We start from the raw sequence: 21,291 nt of genomic DNA on the forward strand, positions 1-21,291 counted from the left end.
TCCTCGCACACGGCGTCGCGAGCACGCACCGACTGGAAGCCCGGATAATTACATAATGGCCTACCGAACTCCTCCGTTTCGCTCTTCATTTCCCATGTTGCTGGCTAGCTCTTTGCTGCTTGCTCAGCCAATCAGCTCCTTCGCAGCCAGCCAGGTACAGTGTACTCCTAGCGGCAACAGCTGGAGCTGCGAACCTATTCAGGCGCGCGGTGAACTGCCGCCCAGGCCAGTGCAGGCGACACCACCACCGCCTCCCGTCAGCAACGAACCGGTCGGCATAGCAGCTTCCGCTGTTGCCGCTAACGATGCTGGCAACAACGACTACAGCCGTCTGGACTGGGTGCCCCGTGAGCAATTGAGTGCAGAGCAGCAAGCGGCTATTGCGCCTTACTGCGGCGGCACTTACGTCGAGCCTGAGCGCAGTGGCCGCAATGACGAGACGCCTTTCGATCAGCTACCGGTTTACGCCTCGGCTGAATCCAGCCGATTCGAGCAAGGTAGCCAGACCGGCGTACTGGAAGGCGATGTACTGATGCGCCAGGGCCGACTGCAGGCCCGAGCCGATCAGGCCAGCTTCGATCAGGCCAACAGCAGCGCCCGCCTGGAGGGCAATGTACGGCTTCGCGACCAGGGCGTTCTGGTGCTGGGCGACCAGGCCAGCATGCGCATTGATAATGGCGAAACGCGGATTGATAACGTCGACTACGTGATTCATGACGCTCGCGCTCGCGGCACCGCCGACAAGCTTATGCGCCGGGACGACGGCATCATCGTCATGACCGATGGCAGCTACACCACCTGTGAGCCAGGTGAAAACACCTGGTCTTTGCACAGCAAGGATATTGAACTGGACCGTGATAAGGGCTGGGGCGAAGCCAAACACGTAGTCCTGAAAGTCAAAGACGTGCCGGTTTTCTATACCCCGTACATCTACTTTCCGCTTGATGATCGCCGTCAGACCGGCCTGCTGACGCCTTCGTTCAGCCAGTCCACTGACAATGGCACCGAGATCGAGACGCCTTACTACATCAACATCGCACCAGACTATGACGCCACGCTGTACCCGCGTTATATGTCCGAGCGCGGCCTGCAGATGGAAGGTGAGTTCCGCTACCTCAAGCCAGACAACGAAGGCAGCCTCAGTGCGGCCTATCTGAACGACAGCAAGTTCAACGAGAATCGTTGGCTGTATGGCTGGCAGCATGAAGGCGGCATGAGCAGCCGCTGGGCCACAGAGGTCGATTTCACCGACATCAGCGATCCTTTCTACTTCCAGGATCTCAATTCGGCGCTCGACGTGACCAGCGATACCTATGTTAACCAGCGCGCCGCCGTGACCTACCGCGGTGATGGCTGGCGCTTCCAGGCGGCAGTTCATGGCTACGAGTTGGCAACCATCACCTCGCTGACGCCTTACCAGCGCCTGCCACAACTGCGCCTTGATGGTGCCGACTGGCTTGGCGACACGGGCCTGCGCTTTGGCTACAACGCCGAGTACACCTACTTTGACCGCGACCTCGACAGCGGCTTTATCACCGGTGAAAACGGCATCCAGTTCGACAGCGCTGGCAACGCCATTCTGACGCCCGATGAGAACCTGATTGGCCTGCAGCGCGCCACCGGTCATCGCGTCAGTGTCAGCCCGAGCTTGAGCTACCCTTGGCGTAACAGCTTTGCCTTCGTCACGCCAAGCGTGCGAGTTCAGTCGACTTACTATGATCTGGACTTCGACGCCCGTTCCGGCGATGGCTTCAACTATGGCAACGCCAACACTACGCCTTCGAGCACCATTCCGATCACCAGCCTCGATAGCGGCTTGTACTTCGATCGTGAGACCAGTTGGTTCGGCAATAACCTGCGCCAGACCCTCGAGCCGCGCGCCTTTTATCTCTACGCGCCAGACGAAGATCAGAACGACCAGCCATTGTTCGACACCAACGAGAACACCTTTAGCTACAACTCGCTGTTCCGCGATGATCGCTTCAGCGGTAACGACCGTGTTGGGGACGCCAACCAGCTAGCACTTGGCGTGACCAGCCGCGCTCTGGAAGAAGACGGCACCGAGCGCGCACGCGGCAGCCTGGGCCAGGTGTTCTATTTCCGTGATCGCAACGTACAGCTGCTTGAAGCAGACGGCACAGAGCCGGACGCCGACACCTCGTCATCCTCAGCCTACGCCGCCGAACTGATGTACCGTGTCAGCGACGCCTGGCGCCTGAATGCCGACATGTTGTGGGACCCGGATAACAGCGGCAGTGATGCTGGCAGCTTTATGGCCAACTACCAGCCTGAGCCCCGCAAAATCCTTAATATGGGCTACCGCTATCGCAACAACATCAACACCTTTAATGCGTTGACCGGTAGCTTCGACCGTGACGTTGATCGCCGCATTGATCAATCCGACATGTCCTTCATGTGGCCACTCAACCCCCAATGGAGTTTGATCGGCCGCTGGCAGCACGATTTTGCCGACGATCGAACCCTGGAAGCGCTGGGTGGTCTGGAGTACGACAGTTGCTGCTGGAAGCTACGCGTCGTCAACCGCTACTGGGTCGACTACAACGAGTTTGAATCGGTCGCTAGAGATGAAGCTAACCGCGGCATTTTCCTGCAAATCGTCCTCAAGGGCCTTGGTAGCGTGACCGGCAACGATGTCGACAGCCTCCTCGGCGATGGAATCCCAGGCTATAGAGAGCGTGAAAAAAATGCATTGTAAGTTTATTCCGGCCATTTTCAGCCTGTGCGCAGCCCTGCTGCTTAGCACCACTGCTCAGGCAGACGTAGTGCCGCTGGACCGTGTGGCCGCCATTGTCGACAACGATGTTGTCATGGTCAGTCAGGTGAACGAGCGTATGCAGGCAGTGCGCCAGCAACTAAGTCAAAATGGCACTGAACTGCCACCAGAAGATCAGCTGCAGTCCCAGGTCGTGGACCGTTTGGTGCTCGAAAGTATCCAGTTGCAAATGGGCGAGCGTGCCGGCATTCGCATCGACGATGCCGCGCTCAACCAGGCCATGCAGCAGATCGCCGCCCGCAACAATGTCACACTGGATCAATTCCGCGCGGCGCTTGAGCGCGATGGCATCAGCTACAATCAGGCGCGCGAGCAAATTCGCCGCGAGATGATCATCAACCGGGTACGTCAACGTCGGGTGCGCGACACCATCCAGGTGAGCGATCAGGAAGTTCGCAACTTTTTGAGCTCTGAAGTTGGCCAATACCAGACCTCTGCCGATTTTCGCCTGGCGATGATCGTGCTGCCGCTGTCCGAAAGCGCCAGCCAAGCCGAGGTCGAGAAGGCAGCCAAAGCGGCTACTGATATCTATAACCAGCTCAACCAGGGCGCAGACTTCAACACCCTCGCTGCGAGCCGTTCTGCTGGCGAGACCGCCCTGGAAGGTGGTGAGTTGGGCTGGCGTAAGGCGGCACAACTGCCAGGCCCCTTCGCCAATGCGGTGAACCAACTGGACATCGGTGGCATCACGCAACCTATGCGCTCTCCGGCTGGCTTCCATATCCTCAAGCTGCTTGAAAAACGCGGTGGCGAAGGCCAGCTGGTGCAGGAATACAAGGTTCGCCACATCCTGATCAAGCCGAGCGAAATTCGCTCCGAAGGCGAAGCCGCACAGCTGACCCAGCGTCTATATGACCGTATCGCAGCAGGAGAGTCTTTTGCCGAGCTGGCCAAGGCCTACTCGGAAGACCCGGGCAGCGCGCTCAATGGTGGCGATCTGAATTGGGTTACCGCCGACAGCCTCGCACCCGAATTCGCCGACGTCATGACCACCACACCGCAAGGCAAGGTGTCGGTGCCATTCCAGAGTCAGTACGGTTGGCATATTCTGCAGGTGCAAGGCGAGCGCGAAGTCGATATGACCGATGACATGCGTGAACGTCAGGCGATTAATCTGATTCAGAGCCGCAAGTACGAGGAAGAGCTGCAGTCATGGCTGCTGCAGATCCGCGACGAAGCCTACGTCGAGATCAAGATCTAGTGAGTTTGCCCTGTATTGCGATAACCGCCGGCGAGCCGGCGGGTATCGGTCCAGATCTTTGTATCCAGATAGCCCAACAGCCCAGCGCCTTTCAGCGTGTCATCATTGCCGACCCGGAATTACTACGCAGCCGTGCGCAGCTTCTTGGGCTACCACTTGAACTATCTACCTACGATCCTGATGCCCTGGCAACTGCGCAGGCAGCCGGTCAGCTCTGCGTGCTGCCCGTCCCACTGGCCGTGCCCTGCCAACCGGGGACCCTAGACCAGCGCAACGCAACCTATGTACTGGACACCTTGCGCCTGGCCGGCGAGGGCTGCCTAGCGGGACACTTTTCCGCCGTGGTCACCGCACCGGTTCACAAAGGCATCATCAATGATGCGGGTGTGCCCTTCTCCGGCCATACCGAGTTTTTCGCCGAGCTGACTCACACCGAGCAGGTCGTCATGATGCTCGCCTGCCCCGGCCTGCGAGTCGCACTGGCAACCACGCATTTGCCCCTGCGCGCCGTAGCCGACGCTATAACGCCCAGCCTGTTGGAGCGGGTAATTGGTATTCTGCAGGCCGACCTGATCAGTAAATTTGGCATTACCGCTCCGCGCATTCTGGTCTGCGGTTTAAACCCTCACGCGGGAGAAGATGGCCATCTTGGGCGCGAAGAGCTAGATATTATTATCCCCACCCTCAACAGACTGCGTGCGCAGGGTATGGATCTAGTCGGCCCCTTGCCCGCAGACACACTGTTCACCCCCAAACACCTTGATCAGGCTGATGCAGTGCTCGCCATGTATCACGACCAGGGTCTGCCGGTGCTTAAACACAAAGGTTTTGGGCAGGCAGTCAACATTACACTCGGCATGCCGATCATTCGCACCTCGGTTGATCACGGCACAGCGCTGGATCTGGCTGGTAAAGGCACGGCGAACGCCGGCAGCCTGCTGGTCGCAATGGATACCGCCGCGCAAATGATCGCCGCCCGGAGAGCACTATGAATCAGTTCCCGCAACACAAGGCGCGTAAGCGCTTTGGTCAGAACTTCCTGCATGATGCCGGCGTGATAGATCGCATTGTCCGTGCCGTCGCGCCACGCGAAGGTGATCACCTGGTCGAGATCGGCCCTGGCCAGGGCGCTATCACCTCTGGCTTGCTGGCCAGCGGGGCCAAACTGGACGTGGTCGAACTGGACCACGACCTCCATCCTATTCTGATGGGGCAATTCGGTTTTAATGATCGCTTCCAGCTGCACAAAGGCGACGCGCTCAAATTCGATTTCAGCCAGTTGGCCAATGACGAGCGCAAACTGCGTGTGGTCGGCAATCTGCCGTACAATATTTCTACGCCACTGATGTTTCACTTGCTCGCCCAGTCACACTGCATCAGCGATATGCACTTCATGCTGCAAAAAGAAGTCGTGCAGCGCCTGGCAGCAAAAGCTGGCATGAACCACTACGGTCGCCTGGGCATTATGGTGCAGTACCATTGCACTGTTGAGCATCTGTTCGACGTCGGCTCCGGCGCTTTCAAGCCAGCGCCGAAGGTAGACTCAGCGATAGTGCGCCTCACGCCTCACGCCACCTTGCCGCATCCAGCGGATGACGTTCGCACCCTGGAAAACCTGGTACGCGAGGCGTTCAACCAGCGCCGCAAGACCTTGCGTAACACCTTGAAGCCGCTACTGACCGCCGAACAGATCGAGTCTGAAGGTCTGGACCCCGGTATTCGGCCTGAGCAGGTCGACCTGGCCGGCTTCGTTCGCCTGGCTAACCACCTGGCCCGCCTGGAGGCATCCGCATCATGAGCAATGCTGAAACCTACGCCATCGACGTCAGCGTACAAACTCGTTACCTGCGCGAGCAGTCCGATCCGACCGCACAGCGTTTCGCGTTCGCCTACACCATCACTATTGCCAATCTGGGCGCCTTGCCTGCACAGTTACTCAGCCGCAGCTGGCTGATCACTGATGGCAACAGTAAAGTGCAGGAGGTTCAAGGCCCTGGCGTTGTGGGTGAGCAACCGACCATTGCACCAGGCGCAAGCCACACCTATACCAGTGGTTGCCTACTGGAAACCCCGGTCGGCACCATGGAAGGCAGCTATGACATGCGTGCCAGCGATGGTCATCAGTTTGTCGCCGAGATAAACCGGTTTCGCCTCGCCAAACCCAACGCATTGAACTGAATCACATCACATTGGGCAGATAGATAACGGTATGACGACTTACGCTGTTGGCGACATTCAAGGCTGCCTGAAGCCACTCCAATGCCTGCTGGCCGAAGTCGACTTCAATCCGTCCAGAGATGTGCTCTGGTCCGTCGGCGACATGGTTAACCGTGGGCCCGAATCGCTGGAAACCCTGCGCTACCTGAACAGCCTGGATAACGCCTGTGTTGCGGTACTGGGTAACCATGATCTGCACCTGCTGGCGGCAGGCTATGACAGCCGGCGCCTGAAAAAATCCGATACGCTGAGAACCCTGCTCAAGGCAGACGACCGTAAAAAACTGATCGCCAGTCTGCGCCAACGACCACTTGCCCATCACGATGCAGCATTGGGCTATGTGATGAGCCATGCGGGCATACCGCCGATCTGGAGCGTAAAGCAGGCACTGGAGTTGGCAGCTGAAGTCGAGGCCGTGCTGCGCTCGGACAAACGCCTGCCTGACTTCCTGGACGAAATGTACGGTAACGAGCCGGCCCGCTGGAAAGATAACCTCAAAGGCATGGGGCGCCTGCGCGCGATCACCAATTACCTGACCCGCATGCGCTTCTGCAAGCCCGATGGTACGCTGGACCTGAAATCGAAAGAGGGACTGGAAACCACACCCAACGGCTATGAGCCCTGGTTTCGCTACCCGCGCAAGGACCCAGAGGTGCAGATACTATTCGGTCACTGGGCAGCGATTGAGGGGCGTACCGGCACCCAGGGCGTACACGCGCTGGACACCGGTTGTGTGTGGGGCGGACGTATGACACTGATGAACCTCGACAACCAGGAACTGCATAGCTGCAACTGTTCCGCATAGGCTCTGTCACTCTTTCGGCAGCGCCAGCGTTGCCTGGTAAAACCCTGTTAAGTAGCCAACCCTGAAGCCTATTGCGGAGCCGTCAACATGAGCGACTTTCAACGTATTGATCCTAACCAGGCCAACAACCTGCTGCTGGACGGCGCACAGCTGGCCGATATTCGCGACCCGCAAAGCTACCAGCAGGGCCATATCCCCGGCGCAGTAAGGCTGGACAATGACAACCTTGCGCAGTTCGTCGAAGCCGCAGACAAGCAGCAACCGCTATTGATCTGTTGCTACCACGGTAACTCAAGCCAATCAGCCGCCGCCTATCTGGCCAGCCTCGGCTTTAGCGCGGTCTACAGCCTGGACGGTGGTTTTGAGCTATGGCAACAACACTTCCCGGACCAGGTTAGCCGCGACTAAATTATCAGTAACGAAAAAAACCCGGCTTAATTCTTCCCATGGATCGCGGTATGCATCTATCCTGAATTCAGGAGATTCATAAAGAGCAAGTCGGTCTGCCGGCTTCCGATAACGACGGGAGCCTGCCGGATCCGTCGTCCGGCCAGCCGATCTGGTCGCCCGGTGCCTCCGACAGACTCCCTGACCATGCCCGTCTTAGCGTTTTAGGGGAATCACGCATCAGGATATGCCGTCGCCCGGTAAAGCGCGTCAGGCGGGCTGTTGCCCGGAAGTTGCAGACCTCATCCCTGGTAACAGCGAGGTCGTGTCATGAGCATATTCAGTCATTTCCAGAACCGCTTCGAAGCCACCCGACAAGAAGAATATAGCCTTCAGGAATACCTGGAGCTCTGCAAAACCGACCCTACCGCCTATGCTTCTGCCGCTGAGCGCCTGTTGATGGCTATCGGCAAACCTGAGCTGGTCGACACCTCACTCGATCAGCGCTACTCCCGTATTTTTTCCAACAAGATCATCAAGCGCTATCCAGCCTTTGCCGACTTTCATGGCATGGAAGACGCCATCGAGCATATCGTTTCCTTCTTTCGCCATGCCGCACAGGGGCTTGAAGAACGTAAACAGATTCTCTACTTGCTGGGTCCGGTGGGTGGCGGCAAGTCGTCTCTGGCCGAAAAGCTCAAGTCATTGATGCAGCAAGTCCCGTTTTACGCAATCAAAGGATCACCCGTATTCGAGTCGCCACTGGGGCTGTTCAATGCCGAGGAAGACGGCGATATTCTCGAAGAAGATTTCGGCATCCCCCGACGCTATCTCAACAGCATTATTTCGCCCTGGGCGGTCAAGCGTCTGCACGAATTCAACGGCGACATTTCGCAGTTCCGCGTAGTTAAAATCTATCCTTCAATCCTGCAGCAGATAGCGGTAGCCAAAACCGAGCCAGGCGACGAAAACAATCAGGACATTTCCTCGCTGGTCGGCAAGGTGGATATACGCAAGCTCGAGGAGTTCCCGCAGAACGACCCGGACGCCTATAGCTATTCAGGCGGCCTGTGCCGTGCCAATCAGGGCTTGCTGGAATTCGTCGAGATGTTCAAGGCCCCCATCAAGGTGCTGCACCCCTTGCTGACCGCAACCCAGGAAGGCAACTACAACAGTACCGAAGGCATGGGTGCAATCCCCTTCAACGGCGTGATTCTGGCCCACTCCAACGAATCCGAGTGGCACAGCTTCCGCAACAACAAGAACAACGAAGCCTTCATCGACCGTATTTATATCGTCAAGGTGCCCTACTGCCTGCGCGTCAGCGACGAAATACAGATTTACGCAAAGCTGCTCAGCAACAGTTCACTAGCCAACGCCCACTGCGCGCCGGATACGCTGAAAATGCTGGCCCAGTTCACTACCCTGTCGCGCCTCAAGGAGCCGGAAAACTCCAGCGTCTACTCCAAAATGCGCATCTATGACGGCGAGAACCTGAAAGACACCGACCCCAAGGCCAAGTCGATCCAGGAATACCGCGATACCGCAGGCGTCGACGAAGGCATGAACGGCCTCTCGACCCGCTTTGCCTTCAAGATTCTGTCCAAGGTATTTAACTTCGACACCACCGAAGTCGCCGCCAACCCGGTGCATTTGCTTTACGTGCTGGAGCAGCAGATCGAGCAGGAGCAATTCCCCAATGAGGTCAGTGAGCGCTATCTGCGCTTTCTCAAGGAGTACCTGGCGCCACGCTACGTCGAGTTCATTGGCAAGGAAATTCAGACCGCCTACCTGGAGTCCTACAGTGAGTACGGTCAGAACATCTTCGACCGCTATGTGCTCTACGCCGACTTCTGGATTCAAGACCAGGAGTACCGCGATCCGGAAACCGGCGAAATACTCAACCGCGCCTCACTTAACGAAGAGCTGGAGAAAATCGAAAAACCTGCTGGCATCAGTAATCCCAAGGATTTCCGTAACGAAATAGTCAACTTCGTGCTGCGCGCCCGTGCGCACAATAACGGCAAGAACCCAAGCTGGCTGTCCTACGAAAAACTGCGGGTAGTGATAGAGAAGAAAATGTTCTCCAACACCGAAGACCTGCTGCCGGTGATCAGCTTCAACGCCAAGGCCTCCAACGAGGACCAGAAGAAGCACAACGACTTTGTCACCCGGATGGTCGAACGCGGCTATACCGAGAAACAGGTGAGGCTGCTGTCGGAATGGTACTTGCGCGTGCGTAAAGCACAGTAACGGCCATAGGGCAGCTACAAGCCGCAAGCGTAAAGCGGCAAGCGGCAAGCAGAGCGGCGCCGCCTGAAACTAACTGCGACGCTTCAAAGCAGCACGGCCAGCTTCAAGCTTGCAGCTTATAGCTTGCGGCTGGCCCGGAGGGGCTTGAATGAGCTATGTGATTGATCGACGTCTAAACGGCAAGAACAAGAGCACCGTGAACCGGCAACGGTTTTTACGGCGCTATAAGTCACACATCAAGAAGGCTGTGGAGGAAGCAGTAGGCCACCGCTCGATCACTGACATCGAGCATGGCGAGAATATCAGCATTCCTGGTCGGGACATCGATGAGCCCATATTTCATCATGGCCAGGGCGGCCGCCAGACGCAGGTTCATCCCGGCAATAAGGAGTTTTCCACTGGCGACCGTTTCGCCCGTCCGCAGGGCGCCGGTGGCAGCGGGCCTGGGGGAAATCAGGCTGGCGACAGCGGTGAAGGCATGGACGAGTTCGTCTTCCAGATCACGCAAGATGAATTCCTCGATTTCATGTTTGAAGACCTGGCGCTACCCAATCTGATAAAGCGCCAACTGACCGGTACCGACACCTTCAAGCCGGTGCGCGCCGGTATCAGCCAACAGGGCAACCCCTCGCGTATCAACATAGTCCGCTCAATGCGCGCCGCCCACGCCCGCCGCATCGCGCTCAGCGGCGGTAGTCGCAAGCGCCTGCGGGCTGCGCGCGACGAACTGGAGGCATTGCGCCGGGACAGCCCGGATGACCTGATTGCCATTCAACGCTTGCAGGAAGAAATCTCCGCACTGCGCACCCGCGTCGAACGCGTTCCGTTTTTGGATACCTTTGACCTGCGCTACAACCTGATCGTCAAACAGCCCAACCCTTCGTCCAAAGCCGTCATGTTCTGCCTGATGGACGTATCCGGCTCCATGACGCAAGCAACCAAAGACCTGGCCAAACGCTTCTATATTCTGCTCTACCTCTTTTTACGCCGGAACTACGAACGCATAGACGTGGTATTCATTCGTCACCACACCAGCGCCAAGGAGGTGGAAGAGGAGGAGTTCTTCTACTCCCGTGAGACCGGCGGCACTATTGTGTCCAGCGCCCTGCGGCTAATGCAGCAGATCATCGAAGAGCGTTATCCAGTCAATGAGTGGAATGTGTACTGTGCCCAGGCTTCCGACGGCGACAATTGGAACGACGACTCGCCGATCTGCCGCGAATTGCTGATCAAGCAAATCATGCCGGCCATGCAGTACTACTGCTATGTCGAAATAACGCCGCGCGAGCACCAGACCCTGTGGCAAGAATATGAGGCCGTGGCCGAGCACTTTGCCGACAGCTTCGCTCAGCAGCAGATTACCGACGCCGCCGATATCTATCCGGTATTTCGCCAGCTATTCCAGAAAAGGATGGCCACATGACGCGAACGCCCATCTCTACCGGCTCGGAATGGACCTTCGAGCTGATCCGCGAGTATGACCAGGAAATCGGCCGTATCGCCCATGATATTTATGGGCTCGATACCTACCCTAACCAGATCGAAGTCATCACGGCCGAGCAGATGATGGACGCCTACGCCTCGGTGGGCATGCCGCTGGGTTATCACCATTGGTCCTACGGCAAACATTTTCTGGCGACAGAGAAAGGCTACAAGCGCGGCCAAATGGGGCTTGCGTACGAGATCGTGATCAACTCCGACCCCTGCATAGCCTATCTGATGGAAGAAAACACCATGACCATGCAGGCACTGGTCATCGCCCATGCCTGCTACGGCCATAATTCGTTCTTCAAGGGTAACTACCTGTTCCGCAGCTGGACCGACGCCGGTGCGATCATTGATTATCTGGTGTTTGCCAAGCAGTACATCAGCGAGTGTGAGGAGCGCTACGGCATTGATGCGGTCGAGGATCTGCTGGATTCCTGTCACGCGCTGATGAACTATGGCGTAGACCGCTACAAGCGGCCCTACCCTATCTCCGCTGCCGAGGAACGACAACGCCAGCAGGAGCGCGAGGAGCACCTGCAACGCCAGGTCAACGAGCTATGGAAAACCATCCCGGTAGCCAACAGTGAGCGGCATAGCGACGAAGAGCAGAGCCGCTTCCCCTCCGAGCCGCAGGAGAACCTGCTGTACTTTATCGAGAAAAACGCACCGCTGTTGGAGCCCTGGCAGCGTGAAATAGTGCGGATCGTGCGCAAGGTCGCCCAGTACTTCTATCCTCAGCGCCAGACCCAGGTCATGAACGAGGGCTGGGCCACCTTTTGGCACTACACCCTACTGAACCACCTGTATGACGAGGGCAAGGTAACTGACGGCTTCATCATGGAGTTTCTGCAATCGCATACCAGCGTGATCTACCAACCGTCGTTCGATAGTGACTGGTACAGCGGCATCAACCCCTACGCACTCGGATTCGCGATGATGCAGGACATTCGGCGCATCTGCGAACATCCAACCGAAGAAGACCGCCACTGGTTCCCCGACATTGCAGGCAGTGATTGGCTGAAAACCATCAAGTTCGCCATGCGCAGCTTCAAGGACGAGAGCTTTATTCTCCAATACCTGTCACCCAAGGTGATCCGTGACTTCAAGCTGTTTGCGATTATCGATGACGAGGTAGACGATCACCTGGAGGTGGCTGCGATTCACGACGACAGCGGCTACCGGGCGGTGCGCGAGTTACTCGCGGCCCAGTACAACCTGGGCAACCGCGAACCGAACATTCAGGTCTGGTCGGTTGATCGCCGCGGCGACCGATCCATCACCCTGCACCACCAACGCCACCAGGGTAAGCCCCTGGGCAAGTCAACCGATGAGATGCTCAAGCACCTGCACCGCCTCTGGGGCTTTGATGTGCACTTGGAAAGTCGCGACGGCACTCGCCTGGTGAGTGAAGCGCACATACCACCGCGCCCGGAGCCGGAGGAAGATAAATTTCCGCGCTTCGACCTGAATATCCCGCCGATTTAGACGATATACGAAAGCATGAGCAGGTTTCAGGTCTCAAGCAGTGGGCGCGCAAGCCGAGCCAAGTGATACAAACAAAACAGAGAGGCTGGTTCGGCTTGCGGCTTGCGGCCTGGCGCGTCAAGCTTGCAGCTCACAAGATAAAGGCTTGCCAACCGAGGCTCCATGTCACCCACATCTTCCATCTATTTAGTCGGCGGCGCCGTTCGCGATCAACTCCTGGACCGCCCGGTTACCGACCGTGACTGGGTGGTGGTCGGCAGCACACCCGAAGCCATGCTCGCGCAGGGTTATCAGCCTGTCGGACAGGACTTCCCGGTATTTATCAAGCCGCAAACCGGCGAGGAGTACGCCCTTGCCCGGACTGAGCGCAAGAGCGGAAAAGGCTACGGTGGCTTTACTTTCCACACCAGCGCGGACGTGTCCCTGGAAGACGACCTGATTCGTCGCGACTTGACCATCAATGCGATGGCGCAAGCGCCGGATGGCAGCATCATTGACCCCTACGGCGGCCAACAAGATTTGCACAGGCGCCTGCTGCGCCATGTCTCCCCGGCTTTCGCCGAAGATCCTCTGCGCGTGTTGCGCGTGGCACGCTTCGCCGCGCGCTTCGCCGACCTGGGTTTCCAGGTCGCCCCGGAAACGCTTGGTTTGATGCGTCAACTGGCAGAGTCTGGCGAACTGCAAACCCTTACCGCTGAGCGTAGCTGGCAGGAAATTAGCCGCGCACTGATGGAACCGCACCCTGAGGTCTTTATCCAGGTGCTGCGCGACTGCGGCGCACTGGCGGAGTTACTGCCCGAGATAGATGCCCTGTTCGGCGTACCGCAACCGCAAGCCCACCATCCAGAAATCGACACCGGTGAACACATTCTGCAAGTGCTACAGATCGCTGCGCGCGAGCAGTTACCAATCCCGGCACGCTGGGCTTGTCTGCTGCATGACCTGGGCAAGGCCCTGACGCCGCAGGCGCAATGGCCGAAACACCACGGCCATGAGCAAAAGGGGCTCAAGGCGGTAAAAGCGATCAATCAACGCTGCAAGGCGCCAAAGGACTGCCAGGAGTTAGCCCTGCTGTGCTGCGAATATCACACCCACAGCCACCGCGCACTGGAACTGCGACCACAAACGCTGATCAAGCTGTTCAAAGCACTGGATATCTACCGCCGCGCCGAGCGGTTCGAGTATTTTCTGGCGGTGTGCCGCGCCGATGCGCAGGGCCGCACTGGACGTGAAGAGGCGCCATACCCGCAAGCCGATTACCTGCGCGGCGCAGCAGAGGCAGCGCGCGCTGTGGCCGTTCAGCCGTTATTGGCTGCTGGGTTACAAGGGGCGGAGCTAGGCAAGGCACTTGAGCAAAGCCGCCAACAGGCCATCGCCGATTACAAGGCCGCGTGGACCTGACTGCTCGATAGCAGGTCGGGAGGCGTCAAGGCACGATCATGCCAGACAAAAGGCACAGCCCAGAGTTGCTGGGTACCCTGCCATTGAGACCAATGCTGGGCATAGCTCAACTCAGTGCCAGGTAATAGAACGTCAGGAGCCAGCAGCGCCAGCGGCCAAAGCACAAAGGCATTGCGCAGTACCTCCGGGCGTGGCAACACCAGGCCAGCATGCACGCCGCTCAGCTCGCCATAGGTAAGAATATCAATATCCAGGGTGATGCGACCCGGAACCTTGGTCTCTCGCCGCCCACAGGCGGCCTCAATGGCCTTGAGCGCAGCGTTCAGGTCAGCAAGCGATAACCTGGTATCAAACACCACTACCAGGTTGTAGAAGCGCTTACCCAGCATCCCCACTGCGTCACTCTCAAATACCGGTGACACCTGCAGGTTAGCGCCCAACTCACACAGCGCATCCAAGCCACGCTGCAAGTGGTAGTCGCGCGCAGCATTACTGCCCAGACCAAGATAAGCCCTGTTCACGACGGCAATACTCCGCGCTCGATCAAAACGCCAACGCCGCCGGCGGCCTGCTTCACTGCGTCAGGCTTGGTCACCCGTAAACGCAGCCAGGGAATATCAAACTCCTTGCGCAGCTTGGCCGCCAGCTTCTCGGCCAGCGTCTCAACCAGTAAAAATTCGCTGGCCTGCACAAAGGTGATAATGAACTCACTGATTGCCGCGTAATTCAGCGTGGCGTCGATATTTTCATGGGCAGCTGCAGGACGAATATCCCAGGCCATATCCAGATCGAAGATCAGGGGCTGACGAATGGTGCGCTCCCAGTCGTAGATACCGATAACGGCATCCGTTGTTAACCCTTTGATAAAAACCTGATCCACGCATTGCTCCCATGTCGACTACAATCGTCGTTTTAATTACGGTCAGCACTATGCCCGCCAACCTGCTGCTATGGTCCTGCATTGCCTATCTACTCGGCTCAGTCTCCTTTGCCGTGCTGATCAGCCGTCTGCGTCACCTGCCAGACCCACGCCGACTCGGCTCGGGCAATCCAGGTGCCAGCAATATGTTACGCCTAGGCAACCGCTCACTGGCACTGGCAACTCTGATCGGCGATCTCGGCAAAGGCCTGCTGGCAGTTTGGCTGGCCCGCCATGCCGAACTATCTCTGGCGTACCAGGGCTGGGTAGGCCTGGCCGCCGTCTGTGGCCACGTACTCCCCATCTTTCACCGCCTGCAAGGTGGCAAGGGCGTTGCCACTGCCGCGGGCGTTATGCTGATTCTGGCGTGGCCTGCCGCACTGCTGGCAGCGCTCGTCTGGTTATTGGCTTTTTACTGGCAACGCATGGCATCACTCGCCTCACTATTGGCCAGCCTGTCTTTACTCCCCTGGCTAGCCTGGCAAGCGCCACAATTACTGATACCCGTAGCCTTGATGGTCAGCCTGATACTGCTGCGCCACCGGGTCAACATTGGCCGCCTGATCAACGGCCAGGAAACGCGCTTCAAGCCTTGACCGCCAACGCAGGCAACTGATCCATCGGCCAGCGCGCGCGCGCCTCGATACCAGATATGTCGTGCTGCCCAGCCATCAGCCGCTGACAGCCAGCGTAGGCAATCATGGCGCCATTGTCCGTGCAGAAGGCGGGACGTGCATAAAACACCTCGCCTTTCAGACCAGCGGTCATTTTTTCCAGGTTAGCGCGCAGGCGCTGGTTGGCACTGACACCGCCAGCAATCACCAGCCGCTTGAGCCCCGTCTGCTTGAGTGCGCGCTTACACTTGATGGTCAGCGTTTCCACTACAGCAGTTTCAAACCCCAGCGCCAGATCGGCCTGCACCTGATGACTGACCTCCCCTTGCTGCTGGCAGCGCTGCCAGGCATTCAGCACCGATGTTTTCAAACCACTGAAACTAAAATCCAGACCGGGGCGGTCCGTCATGGGGCGCGGGAAAACAAAGACGCCGGCTTCGCCCTCTTCGGCCAGGCGAGCGATCTCGGGGCCACCGGGGTAAGGCAGCCCCATCAGCTTGGCGGTCTTGTCAAAGGCTTCACCGGCGGCATCGTCCAACGATTCACCCAAGAGTTGATACTCACCAATGCCGTCCACCCGGACCAGTTGGGTATGACCACCCGACACCAGCAGCGCGACAAAAGGGAACGCAGGAGGAGACGCTTCCAGCATGGGGGCCAACAGATGACCTTCCATGTGATGCACGCCCAGCGCCGGCACGCCCCAGGCAAAGGCCAGTGCACGCGCACAGGCGCCACCGACTAATAGCGCCCCAACCAGACCCGGGCCAGCGGTATAAACCACGCCATCGACCTCGCCTGGCTGCAGAGCAGCCTGATCAAACACCTCACGCATCAACGGCACCAACCGTTTGACGTGGTCGCGCGAAGCCAGCTCCGGCACTACACCACCGTATACCCGGTGCAGATCAATCTGACTGAAGAGCGCATCCGCGAGCAGCCCTCGCTCGCTGTCGTATATCGCAACGCCGGTTTCATCACAGGAGGTTTCTATACCCAGAACACGCATGCTTTGCCTTTGTGTGGTTGAGTGCGAACTCGCTCGCATTAATCCAGTAAGTCGCGCATCATAATCAGCCCGGCGCCCACAGGCCAGTTTTTTGCCTTTATGGGTGTCATAGGCTTTGCATTTTCCAAAGGGAGGCGGTAACATCCGCGTCCCTTGAAATGCAATCGCCGTAGGCAATATCGCCTTCGGCTACGACTACAACGTTTGAGAAAGGTACGAAATGCCTAACGTCAAAGTTAAAGAGAATGAACCCTTCGACGTGGCCCTGCGTCGTTTCAAACGCTCCTGCGAAAAAGCAGGCGTTCTGGCTGAAGTGCGCCGTCGTGAGTTTTATGAAAAGCCCACTACCGAGCGCAAGCGCAAGGCTGCTGCCGCTGTTAAGCGTCACGCTAAAAAGATTCAACGCGAACAGCGTCGTCGCGAACGTCTGTACTGAGTTCCGACTTTCAGCTCTGTAGGGCCTGATCGCAGGCCCAACCGTTCTTGCCTTACAAGGCTTGATAAGTAGCTGAAAAAATCTGATATACGCACTTTTCCGGCCTTCCAATTTTTGGAACGGGCTGGATTTTTGCGTCTCCGTGCCTATCGGATATTATAGTGCGCCAAACCGATCAAGCGTCCGGCCTAGCCGTTCGCTCGCGGTTTCCTTTTGCTGGTGCAAGGCAGATACATGGCCGGGCTTATTCCTCAGGGCTTTATCGATGACCTTCTCGGACGGACCGATATCGTCGAGGTGGTTGGTGCGCGCCTGAAACTCAAGAAAACCGGCAAGAACTACTCGGCACTGTGCCCTTTTCATAACGAAAAATCACCGTCCTTCAGCGTCAGTCCGGACAAGCAATTCTATTATTGCTTCGGCTGCGGCGCGGGCGGCAATGCGCTTAGTTTTGTCATGGACTTTGAGCGGCTGGACTTTCCCGAGGCAGTCGAAGACCTGGCCAAACAGGCTGGCGTCGCCGTACCCCGCGAAGAGCGCAGCGACCGCAAGCAACAAAACACACCGCGCAAAGACAGCCCGTTATATGCACTGCTTGAGCAAGCGGCAGCCTACTATCGTCAGCAATTGCGCCACCACCCAAAGAAACAACGTGCAGTCAGCTACCTCAAGCAGCGCGGACTCACCGGACATATCGCCAAAACCTACGATCTAGGCTTGGCGCCGCCCGGCTGGGATAACCTGATGTCGCACCTTAGTCGCGACACCTCAGAGCAGAAGGCGCTGATCGAAGCGGGCCTGGTGGTTGAGAACGAAGACAGCGGAAAACGTTACGACCGCTTTCGTGATCGCATCATGTTCCCCATTCGTGACAGCCGGGGCCGCGTGATTGGCTTTGGTGGCCGGGTTCTGGGTGACGACAAACCCAAATACCTGAACTCGCCGGAGACGCCAGTCTTCCACAAGGGCCAAGAACTCTATGGCCTATACGAGGCGAAGCAGCAGAACCGGCAACTAGACGACGTTATTGTGGTCGAAGGTTACATGGACGTGATTGCCCTGGCTCAGCACGGCGTCACCAACGCCGTAGCGACACTTGGCACCGCGACCAGCGAAGATCACTTGAAGCGCCTGTTCCGTCTGGTGCATAGCGTGACCTTCTGCTTTGACGGCGACAAGGCAGGCAAACAGGCTGCTTGGCGGGCACTGAACTCTGCCCTACCCGTGCTGGAAGACGGCAGGCACGTGCGTTTTTTGTTTCTGCCTGACGGACAAGATCCGGATAGCATGGTGCGCGAAGAAGGCCAGCAAGCGTTTCAGCAGCGCGTCAACGAGCAGGCAGAACCGCTCACCGAGTACCTGTTTCGGCATTTGAGCATAGAGGCCAACCCTGTCAGCCTCGAAGGCAAAGCGCATCTGGCGGCACTGGCACTACCATTGATCGATAAAGTACCCGGCAGTCTGCTGCGTCGCCTACTGCGCCAGTCGCTGGCCCAGATTACCGGCATGGACCTGAACCGCGTCGAGACCGAAGCTAAGCAGCCAGTAGCCAGCCTTAGCGAACCGGCTACCATCGCAGCGCCAGAGCAACAGGATGCGCCGCCCAACTGGGACGACGACTGGCAACCGCCGATGGATGACTATGCGCCGAGCTATGAACCGAGCGAGCGCAACGAGCGACCCGCCCCGCGAAAGCCTCAGCGCAGCGGAAAGAAAGGCGTAGATAGCCCGCTACTGCAAGCTACTCGCACCCTGTTGCACCACCCGCACCTGGCAGGCATGGCGCAGCAGGCCAATGAACTGGCTGACGAAGACAAGGATGAGGCAAGACTATTGGTAGCACTGCTGGATGCAGCACAAAAAAACCCAGGATTAAGCACCATAGAATTGCTCGCCAGGTGGCATGGTACGGCGCTTGGCGAGCAACTGAGTCACTTGGCTGAACAGGAATGGTTGCTGAATAATCCTGATCACAACCTTGAACAACAGTTTTTCGACACTATAAATAGATTATCCGCCGAACAAACCGAACGGCACATCGACAAACTCCTGGCAAAGTCGGCTAACCAGCCGCTTAGCGCCGAGGAGAAGCAGCAACTGCTCGATCTTTTTGGACGCCAACGCGCACCAAAAACCGACAGCTAACGCCGCCTCAACTGGCGCGGAGCCCTAAATTCAGGGTATAATCCGCAGCTTACTTTTTTGCACACCAATGCGTCCACAAGGGTTGTTATGTCCGGAAAAGCGCAACAGCAATCCCGTCTCAAAGAGCTCATTGCCCGCGGTCGCGAGCAGGGCTATCTGACCTATGCGGAAGTCAACGACCACCTGCCCGAGGATATCTCCGATCCGGAACAGGTAGAAGACATCATCCGCATGATCAACGACATGGGCATCACCGTGTTCGAGGTTGCACCGGATGCTGATGCTCTGTTGCTCGCCGACAACGATGCCGATGAATCTGCCGCCGAAGAGGCTGCTGCTGCATTAGCCGCGGTTGAGACGGATATCGGTCGCACCACCGACCCCGTGCGCATGTACATGCGTGAAATGGGTACGGTCGAGCTGCTGACCCGTGAAGGCGAGATTGAAATCGCCAAGCGCATCGAGGAAGGCATCCGCGAAGTCATGGCGGCCATCTCTATGTTCCCGGGGACAGTCGAGAGCATTCTTGCCGACTACGCTCGCGTCACCGAGGAAGGCGGACGTCTGTCTGACATCTTCAGTGGTTATATAGACCCTGACGATGACGGCCTGTCTGGCACCGACAACGCTCAAATTCCCAGCGCGGCCTCGAAGGACGACAAGAAAAAGTCCGACGACGACAGCGATGATGATGACGACGACAGCGATGACGACGACAGCTCGGATGACGAAGGCGATGGCGGCCCGGATCCAGAGATCGCTCGCATGCGCTTCACCGCGATCGGTGATCAGCTCGAGAAAGTCAAAAAGGTCCTGAAGAAGAACCCACGCAACAGCAGCAAAGTTATTGCCGAGCTGGATGCGTTGGCGTTGCTCTTCATGCCGATCAAACTGATACCCAAGCAGTATGAAGCCTTGGTTGTGCGTGTCCGCAGTGCGCAGGATCAGATCCGCAAGCAAGAGCGCGCGATCATGCAATTGTGCGTACGTGATGCACGTATGCCGCGTAACGAGTTCCTGCGCAGCTTCCCGGGCAACGAAGTCAACGATGGCTGGGTTGACGAACTGCTGGCCGGAAAACCACGCTACGCCGAAGCACTGGAAGCGGTTAAACCCGACATCCTTCGTGCGCAGAAGAAGCTGACCATACTGGAACAGGAAGCTGAGCTGACTGTATCCGAGGTCAAGGACATTAACCGTCGCATGTCGATTGGTGAAGCCCGTGCTCGTCGCGCCAAGAAAGAGATGGTCGAGGCCAACTTGCGTCTGGTTATCTCTATTGCCAAGAAGTACACCAACCGTGGCTTGCAATTCCTTGATCTGATCCAGGAAGGCAACATCGGTCTGATGAAGGCAGTAGACAAGTTCGAATACCGCCGCGGCTATAAGTTCTCGACTTATGCCACCTGGTGGATTCGTCAGGCAATCACGCGCTCCATTGCGGACCAGGCTCGTACCATTCGTATTCCGGTACACATGATCGAAACGATCAACAAGCTGAACCGTATCTCTCGTCAGATGCTGCAGGAAATGGGTCGTGAACCCACACCTGAAGAGCTGGGCGAGCGCATGGAAATGCCGGAAGACAAGATTCGTAAAGTGCTGAAAATCGCCAAGGAGCCCATCTCGATGGAAACTCCAATCGGCGACGACGAAGACTCCCATCTGGGCGACTTCATCGAAGACGGCACCATGGAATCGCCAATCGACTCGGCCACCGTGGAGAACCTCAAAGAGGCCACTCGCGATGTATTGGGCGGGTTGACTGCACGCGAGGCCAAGGTACTGCGCATGCGTTTTGGTATCGACATGAACACCGATCACACCCTGGAAGAAGTCGGCAAGCAGTTCGACGTCACCCGTGAACGGATTCGTCAGATCGAAGCCAAAGCACTGCGCAAACTTCGCCATCCTACGCGCAGCGATCACTTGCGCAGCTTCCTCGACGAGTAAGCTCAGTAAACCGCAGCAAACCAATGCCCAGCTATGCTGGGCATTTTTGTATCTGGCCACCGACCAATCGCATGACACAGAGATCAGCCAGCCCCTTGCCTGGCTGGCCTGTCATCTTGGCATGAGCGTCACCGCTGAAGAAGTTGCAACAACCGGCCGGCTAAAGCCGTTAACGCAGGGCTAA

Annotated in this window: 18 protein-coding genes; 15 read left to right on the forward strand and 3 right to left on the reverse strand. The window is 57.6% G+C overall.

All coding sequences use genetic code 11. The annotated features are described in order from the left end of the window. The first annotated feature begins 55 nt into the window (after positions 1 to 55). The 11 genes from H4J77_RS01825 (at position 56) to H4J77_RS01875 (ending at position 14,031) form a co-directional block, all read left to right on the forward strand. Complete coding sequence (locus tag H4J77_RS01825; protein ID WP_182246800.1) at positions 56 to 2,716, forward strand: LPS-assembly protein LptD; 2,661 nt, start codon at positions 56 to 58, stop codon at positions 2,714 to 2,716. Then, entirely contained in the window at positions 2,706 to 3,995 is a 1,290-nt protein-coding gene (locus tag H4J77_RS01830) for a peptidylprolyl isomerase (protein ID WP_123888287.1), read from the forward strand. Before H4J77_RS01825 ends, H4J77_RS01830 begins: the two co-directional genes overlap by 11 nt. Further along, entirely contained in the window at positions 3,995 to 4,987 is a 993-nt protein-coding gene (gene pdxA, locus H4J77_RS01835) for a 4-hydroxythreonine-4-phosphate dehydrogenase PdxA (protein ID WP_310734915.1), read from the forward strand. The genes H4J77_RS01830 and pdxA overlap by 1 nt, the downstream gene beginning before the upstream one ends. Further along, positions 4,984 to 5,793, forward strand: a complete 810-nt coding sequence (gene rsmA / locus H4J77_RS01840) for a 16S rRNA (adenine(1518)-N(6)/adenine(1519)-N(6))-dimethyltransferase RsmA (protein WP_182246804.1) — start codon at positions 4,984 to 4,986, stop codon at positions 5,791 to 5,793. The genes pdxA and rsmA overlap by 4 nt, the downstream gene beginning before the upstream one ends. After that, entirely contained in the window at positions 5,790 to 6,173 is a 384-nt protein-coding gene (gene apaG, locus H4J77_RS01845; RefSeq protein WP_182246806.1) for a Co2+/Mg2+ efflux protein ApaG, read from the forward strand. The genes rsmA and apaG overlap by 4 nt, the downstream gene beginning before the upstream one ends. Positions 6,174 to 6,204: 31 nt before the next feature. Beyond that, complete coding sequence (locus H4J77_RS01850; protein ID WP_182246807.1) at positions 6,205 to 7,017, forward strand: symmetrical bis(5'-nucleosyl)-tetraphosphatase; 813 nt, start codon at positions 6,205 to 6,207, stop codon at positions 7,015 to 7,017. A gap of 87 nt (positions 7,018 to 7,104) precedes the next feature. Beyond that, complete coding sequence (glpE, locus tag H4J77_RS01855; RefSeq protein ID WP_123888283.1) at positions 7,105 to 7,425, forward strand: thiosulfate sulfurtransferase GlpE; 321 nt, start codon at positions 7,105 to 7,107, stop codon at positions 7,423 to 7,425. A gap of 309 nt (positions 7,426 to 7,734) precedes the next feature. After that, positions 7,735 to 9,657 (forward strand): PrkA family serine protein kinase, encoded by a 1,923-nt coding sequence (locus tag H4J77_RS01860; RefSeq protein WP_182246809.1) that lies wholly within the window; start codon positions 7,735 to 7,737, stop codon positions 9,655 to 9,657. 148 nt (positions 9,658 to 9,805) lie between these two features. Continuing rightward, the gene (locus H4J77_RS01865; protein ID WP_182246811.1) at positions 9,806 to 11,080 is read left to right on the forward strand and encodes a YeaH/YhbH family protein; all 1,275 of its coding nucleotides are present in this window, start codon (positions 9,806 to 9,808) and stop codon (positions 11,078 to 11,080) included. Further along, positions 11,077 to 12,630, forward strand: a complete 1,554-nt coding sequence (locus tag H4J77_RS01870) for a SpoVR family protein (RefSeq protein WP_182246813.1) — start codon at positions 11,077 to 11,079, stop codon at positions 12,628 to 12,630. The genes H4J77_RS01865 and H4J77_RS01870 overlap by 4 nt, the downstream gene beginning before the upstream one ends. A 162-nt stretch (positions 12,631 to 12,792) precedes the next feature. Then, positions 12,793 to 14,031 carry a multifunctional CCA addition/repair protein gene (locus tag H4J77_RS01875; protein ID WP_182246815.1) on the forward strand — a complete coding sequence of 413 codons (1,239 nt, stop codon included), beginning with the start codon at positions 12,793 to 12,795 and terminating at the stop codon, positions 14,029 to 14,031. Here the strand turns inward: H4J77_RS01875 and folK are convergent. Beyond that, entirely contained in the window at positions 14,010 to 14,552 is a 543-nt protein-coding gene (gene folK / locus H4J77_RS01880; protein ID WP_123888278.1) for a 2-amino-4-hydroxy-6-hydroxymethyldihydropteridine diphosphokinase, read from the reverse strand. The genes H4J77_RS01875 and folK overlap by 22 nt on opposite strands. Continuing rightward, the gene (gene folB, locus H4J77_RS01885) at positions 14,549 to 14,911 is read right to left on the reverse strand and encodes a dihydroneopterin aldolase (RefSeq protein WP_123888277.1); all 363 of its coding nucleotides are present in this window, start codon (positions 14,909 to 14,911) and stop codon (positions 14,549 to 14,551) included. The genes folK and folB overlap by 4 nt, the downstream gene beginning before the upstream one ends. Before the next feature lie 50 nt (positions 14,912 to 14,961). On the opposite strand from folB, the gene plsY reads away from it, so the two are divergent. Further along, positions 14,962 to 15,546, forward strand: coding sequence for a glycerol-3-phosphate 1-O-acyltransferase PlsY (gene plsY, locus H4J77_RS01890; protein ID WP_123888504.1), 585 nt, complete (start codon positions 14,962 to 14,964; stop codon positions 15,544 to 15,546). Here the strand turns inward: plsY and tsaD are convergent. After that, positions 15,536 to 16,573: a tRNA (adenosine(37)-N6)-threonylcarbamoyltransferase complex transferase subunit TsaD gene (gene tsaD, locus H4J77_RS01895; RefSeq protein ID WP_123888276.1), complete on the reverse strand. Its 1,038-nt coding sequence runs from the start codon at positions 16,571 to 16,573 to the stop codon at positions 15,536 to 15,538. The genes plsY and tsaD overlap by 11 nt on opposite strands. Before the next feature lie 220 nt (positions 16,574 to 16,793). On the opposite strand from tsaD, the gene rpsU reads away from it, so the two are divergent. The 3 genes from rpsU to rpoD all read left to right on the forward strand — a co-directional run bounded on the left by rpsU (position 16,794) and on the right by rpoD (position 21,107). After that, a complete protein-coding gene (rpsU, locus tag H4J77_RS01900; protein WP_092286121.1) occupies positions 16,794 to 17,009 on the forward strand; it encodes a 30S ribosomal protein S21 in 216 nt (71 codons plus the stop codon). Positions 17,010 to 17,243: 234 nt separating this feature from the next. Then, complete coding sequence (dnaG, locus tag H4J77_RS01905; protein ID WP_123888275.1) at positions 17,244 to 19,154, forward strand: DNA primase; 1,911 nt, start codon at positions 17,244 to 17,246, stop codon at positions 19,152 to 19,154. A gap of 87 nt (positions 19,155 to 19,241) precedes the next feature. Further along, on the forward strand, positions 19,242 to 21,107 hold the full coding sequence (gene rpoD, locus H4J77_RS01910) for an RNA polymerase sigma factor RpoD (RefSeq protein WP_123888274.1): 1,866 nt from the start codon (positions 19,242 to 19,244) through the stop codon (positions 21,105 to 21,107). Positions 21,108 to 21,291 lie beyond the last annotated feature (184 nt).

The organism is Pseudomonas sp. 5Ae-yellow (assembly GCF_014077575.1).
Classification (GTDB): domain Bacteria; phylum Pseudomonadota; class Gammaproteobacteria; order Pseudomonadales; family Pseudomonadaceae; genus Halopseudomonas; species Halopseudomonas neustonica.

Bases quoted from the DNA above. Each gene is read 5' to 3' on its own strand.
- H4J77_RS01825 (WP_182246800.1), top strand. From the start codon at position 56: ATGGCCTACCGAACTCCTCCGTTTCGCTCTTCATTTCCCATGTTGCTG.
- H4J77_RS01830 (WP_123888287.1), top strand. From the start codon at position 2,706: ATGCATTGTAAGTTTATTCCGGCCATTTTCAGCCTGTGCGCAGCCCTG.
- rsmA (WP_182246804.1), top strand. From the start codon at position 4,984: ATGAATCAGTTCCCGCAACACAAGGCGCGTAAGCGCTTTGGTCAGAAC.
- apaG (WP_182246806.1), top strand. From the start codon at position 5,790: ATGAGCAATGCTGAAACCTACGCCATCGACGTCAGCGTACAAACTCGT.
- H4J77_RS01850 (WP_182246807.1), top strand. From the start codon at position 6,205: ATGACGACTTACGCTGTTGGCGACATTCAAGGCTGCCTGAAGCCACTC.
- glpE (WP_123888283.1), top strand. From the start codon at position 7,105: ATGAGCGACTTTCAACGTATTGATCCTAACCAGGCCAACAACCTGCTG.
- H4J77_RS01860 (WP_182246809.1), top strand. From the start codon at position 7,735: ATGAGCATATTCAGTCATTTCCAGAACCGCTTCGAAGCCACCCGACAA.
- H4J77_RS01865 (WP_182246811.1), top strand. From the start codon at position 9,806: ATGAGCTATGTGATTGATCGACGTCTAAACGGCAAGAACAAGAGCACC.
- H4J77_RS01870 (WP_182246813.1), top strand. From the start codon at position 11,077: ATGACGCGAACGCCCATCTCTACCGGCTCGGAATGGACCTTCGAGCTG.
- H4J77_RS01875 (WP_182246815.1), top strand. From the start codon at position 12,793: ATGTCACCCACATCTTCCATCTATTTAGTCGGCGGCGCCGTTCGCGAT.
- plsY (WP_123888504.1), top strand. From the start codon at position 14,962: ATGCCCGCCAACCTGCTGCTATGGTCCTGCATTGCCTATCTACTCGGC.
- tsaD (WP_123888276.1), bottom strand. From the start codon at position 16,573: ATGCGTGTTCTGGGTATAGAAACCTCCTGTGATGAAACCGGCGTTGCG.
- rpsU (WP_092286121.1), top strand. From the start codon at position 16,794: ATGCCTAACGTCAAAGTTAAAGAGAATGAACCCTTCGACGTGGCCCTG.
- dnaG (WP_123888275.1), top strand. From the start codon at position 17,244: ATGGCCGGGCTTATTCCTCAGGGCTTTATCGATGACCTTCTCGGACGG.
- rpoD (WP_123888274.1), top strand. From the start codon at position 19,242: ATGTCCGGAAAAGCGCAACAGCAATCCCGTCTCAAAGAGCTCATTGCC.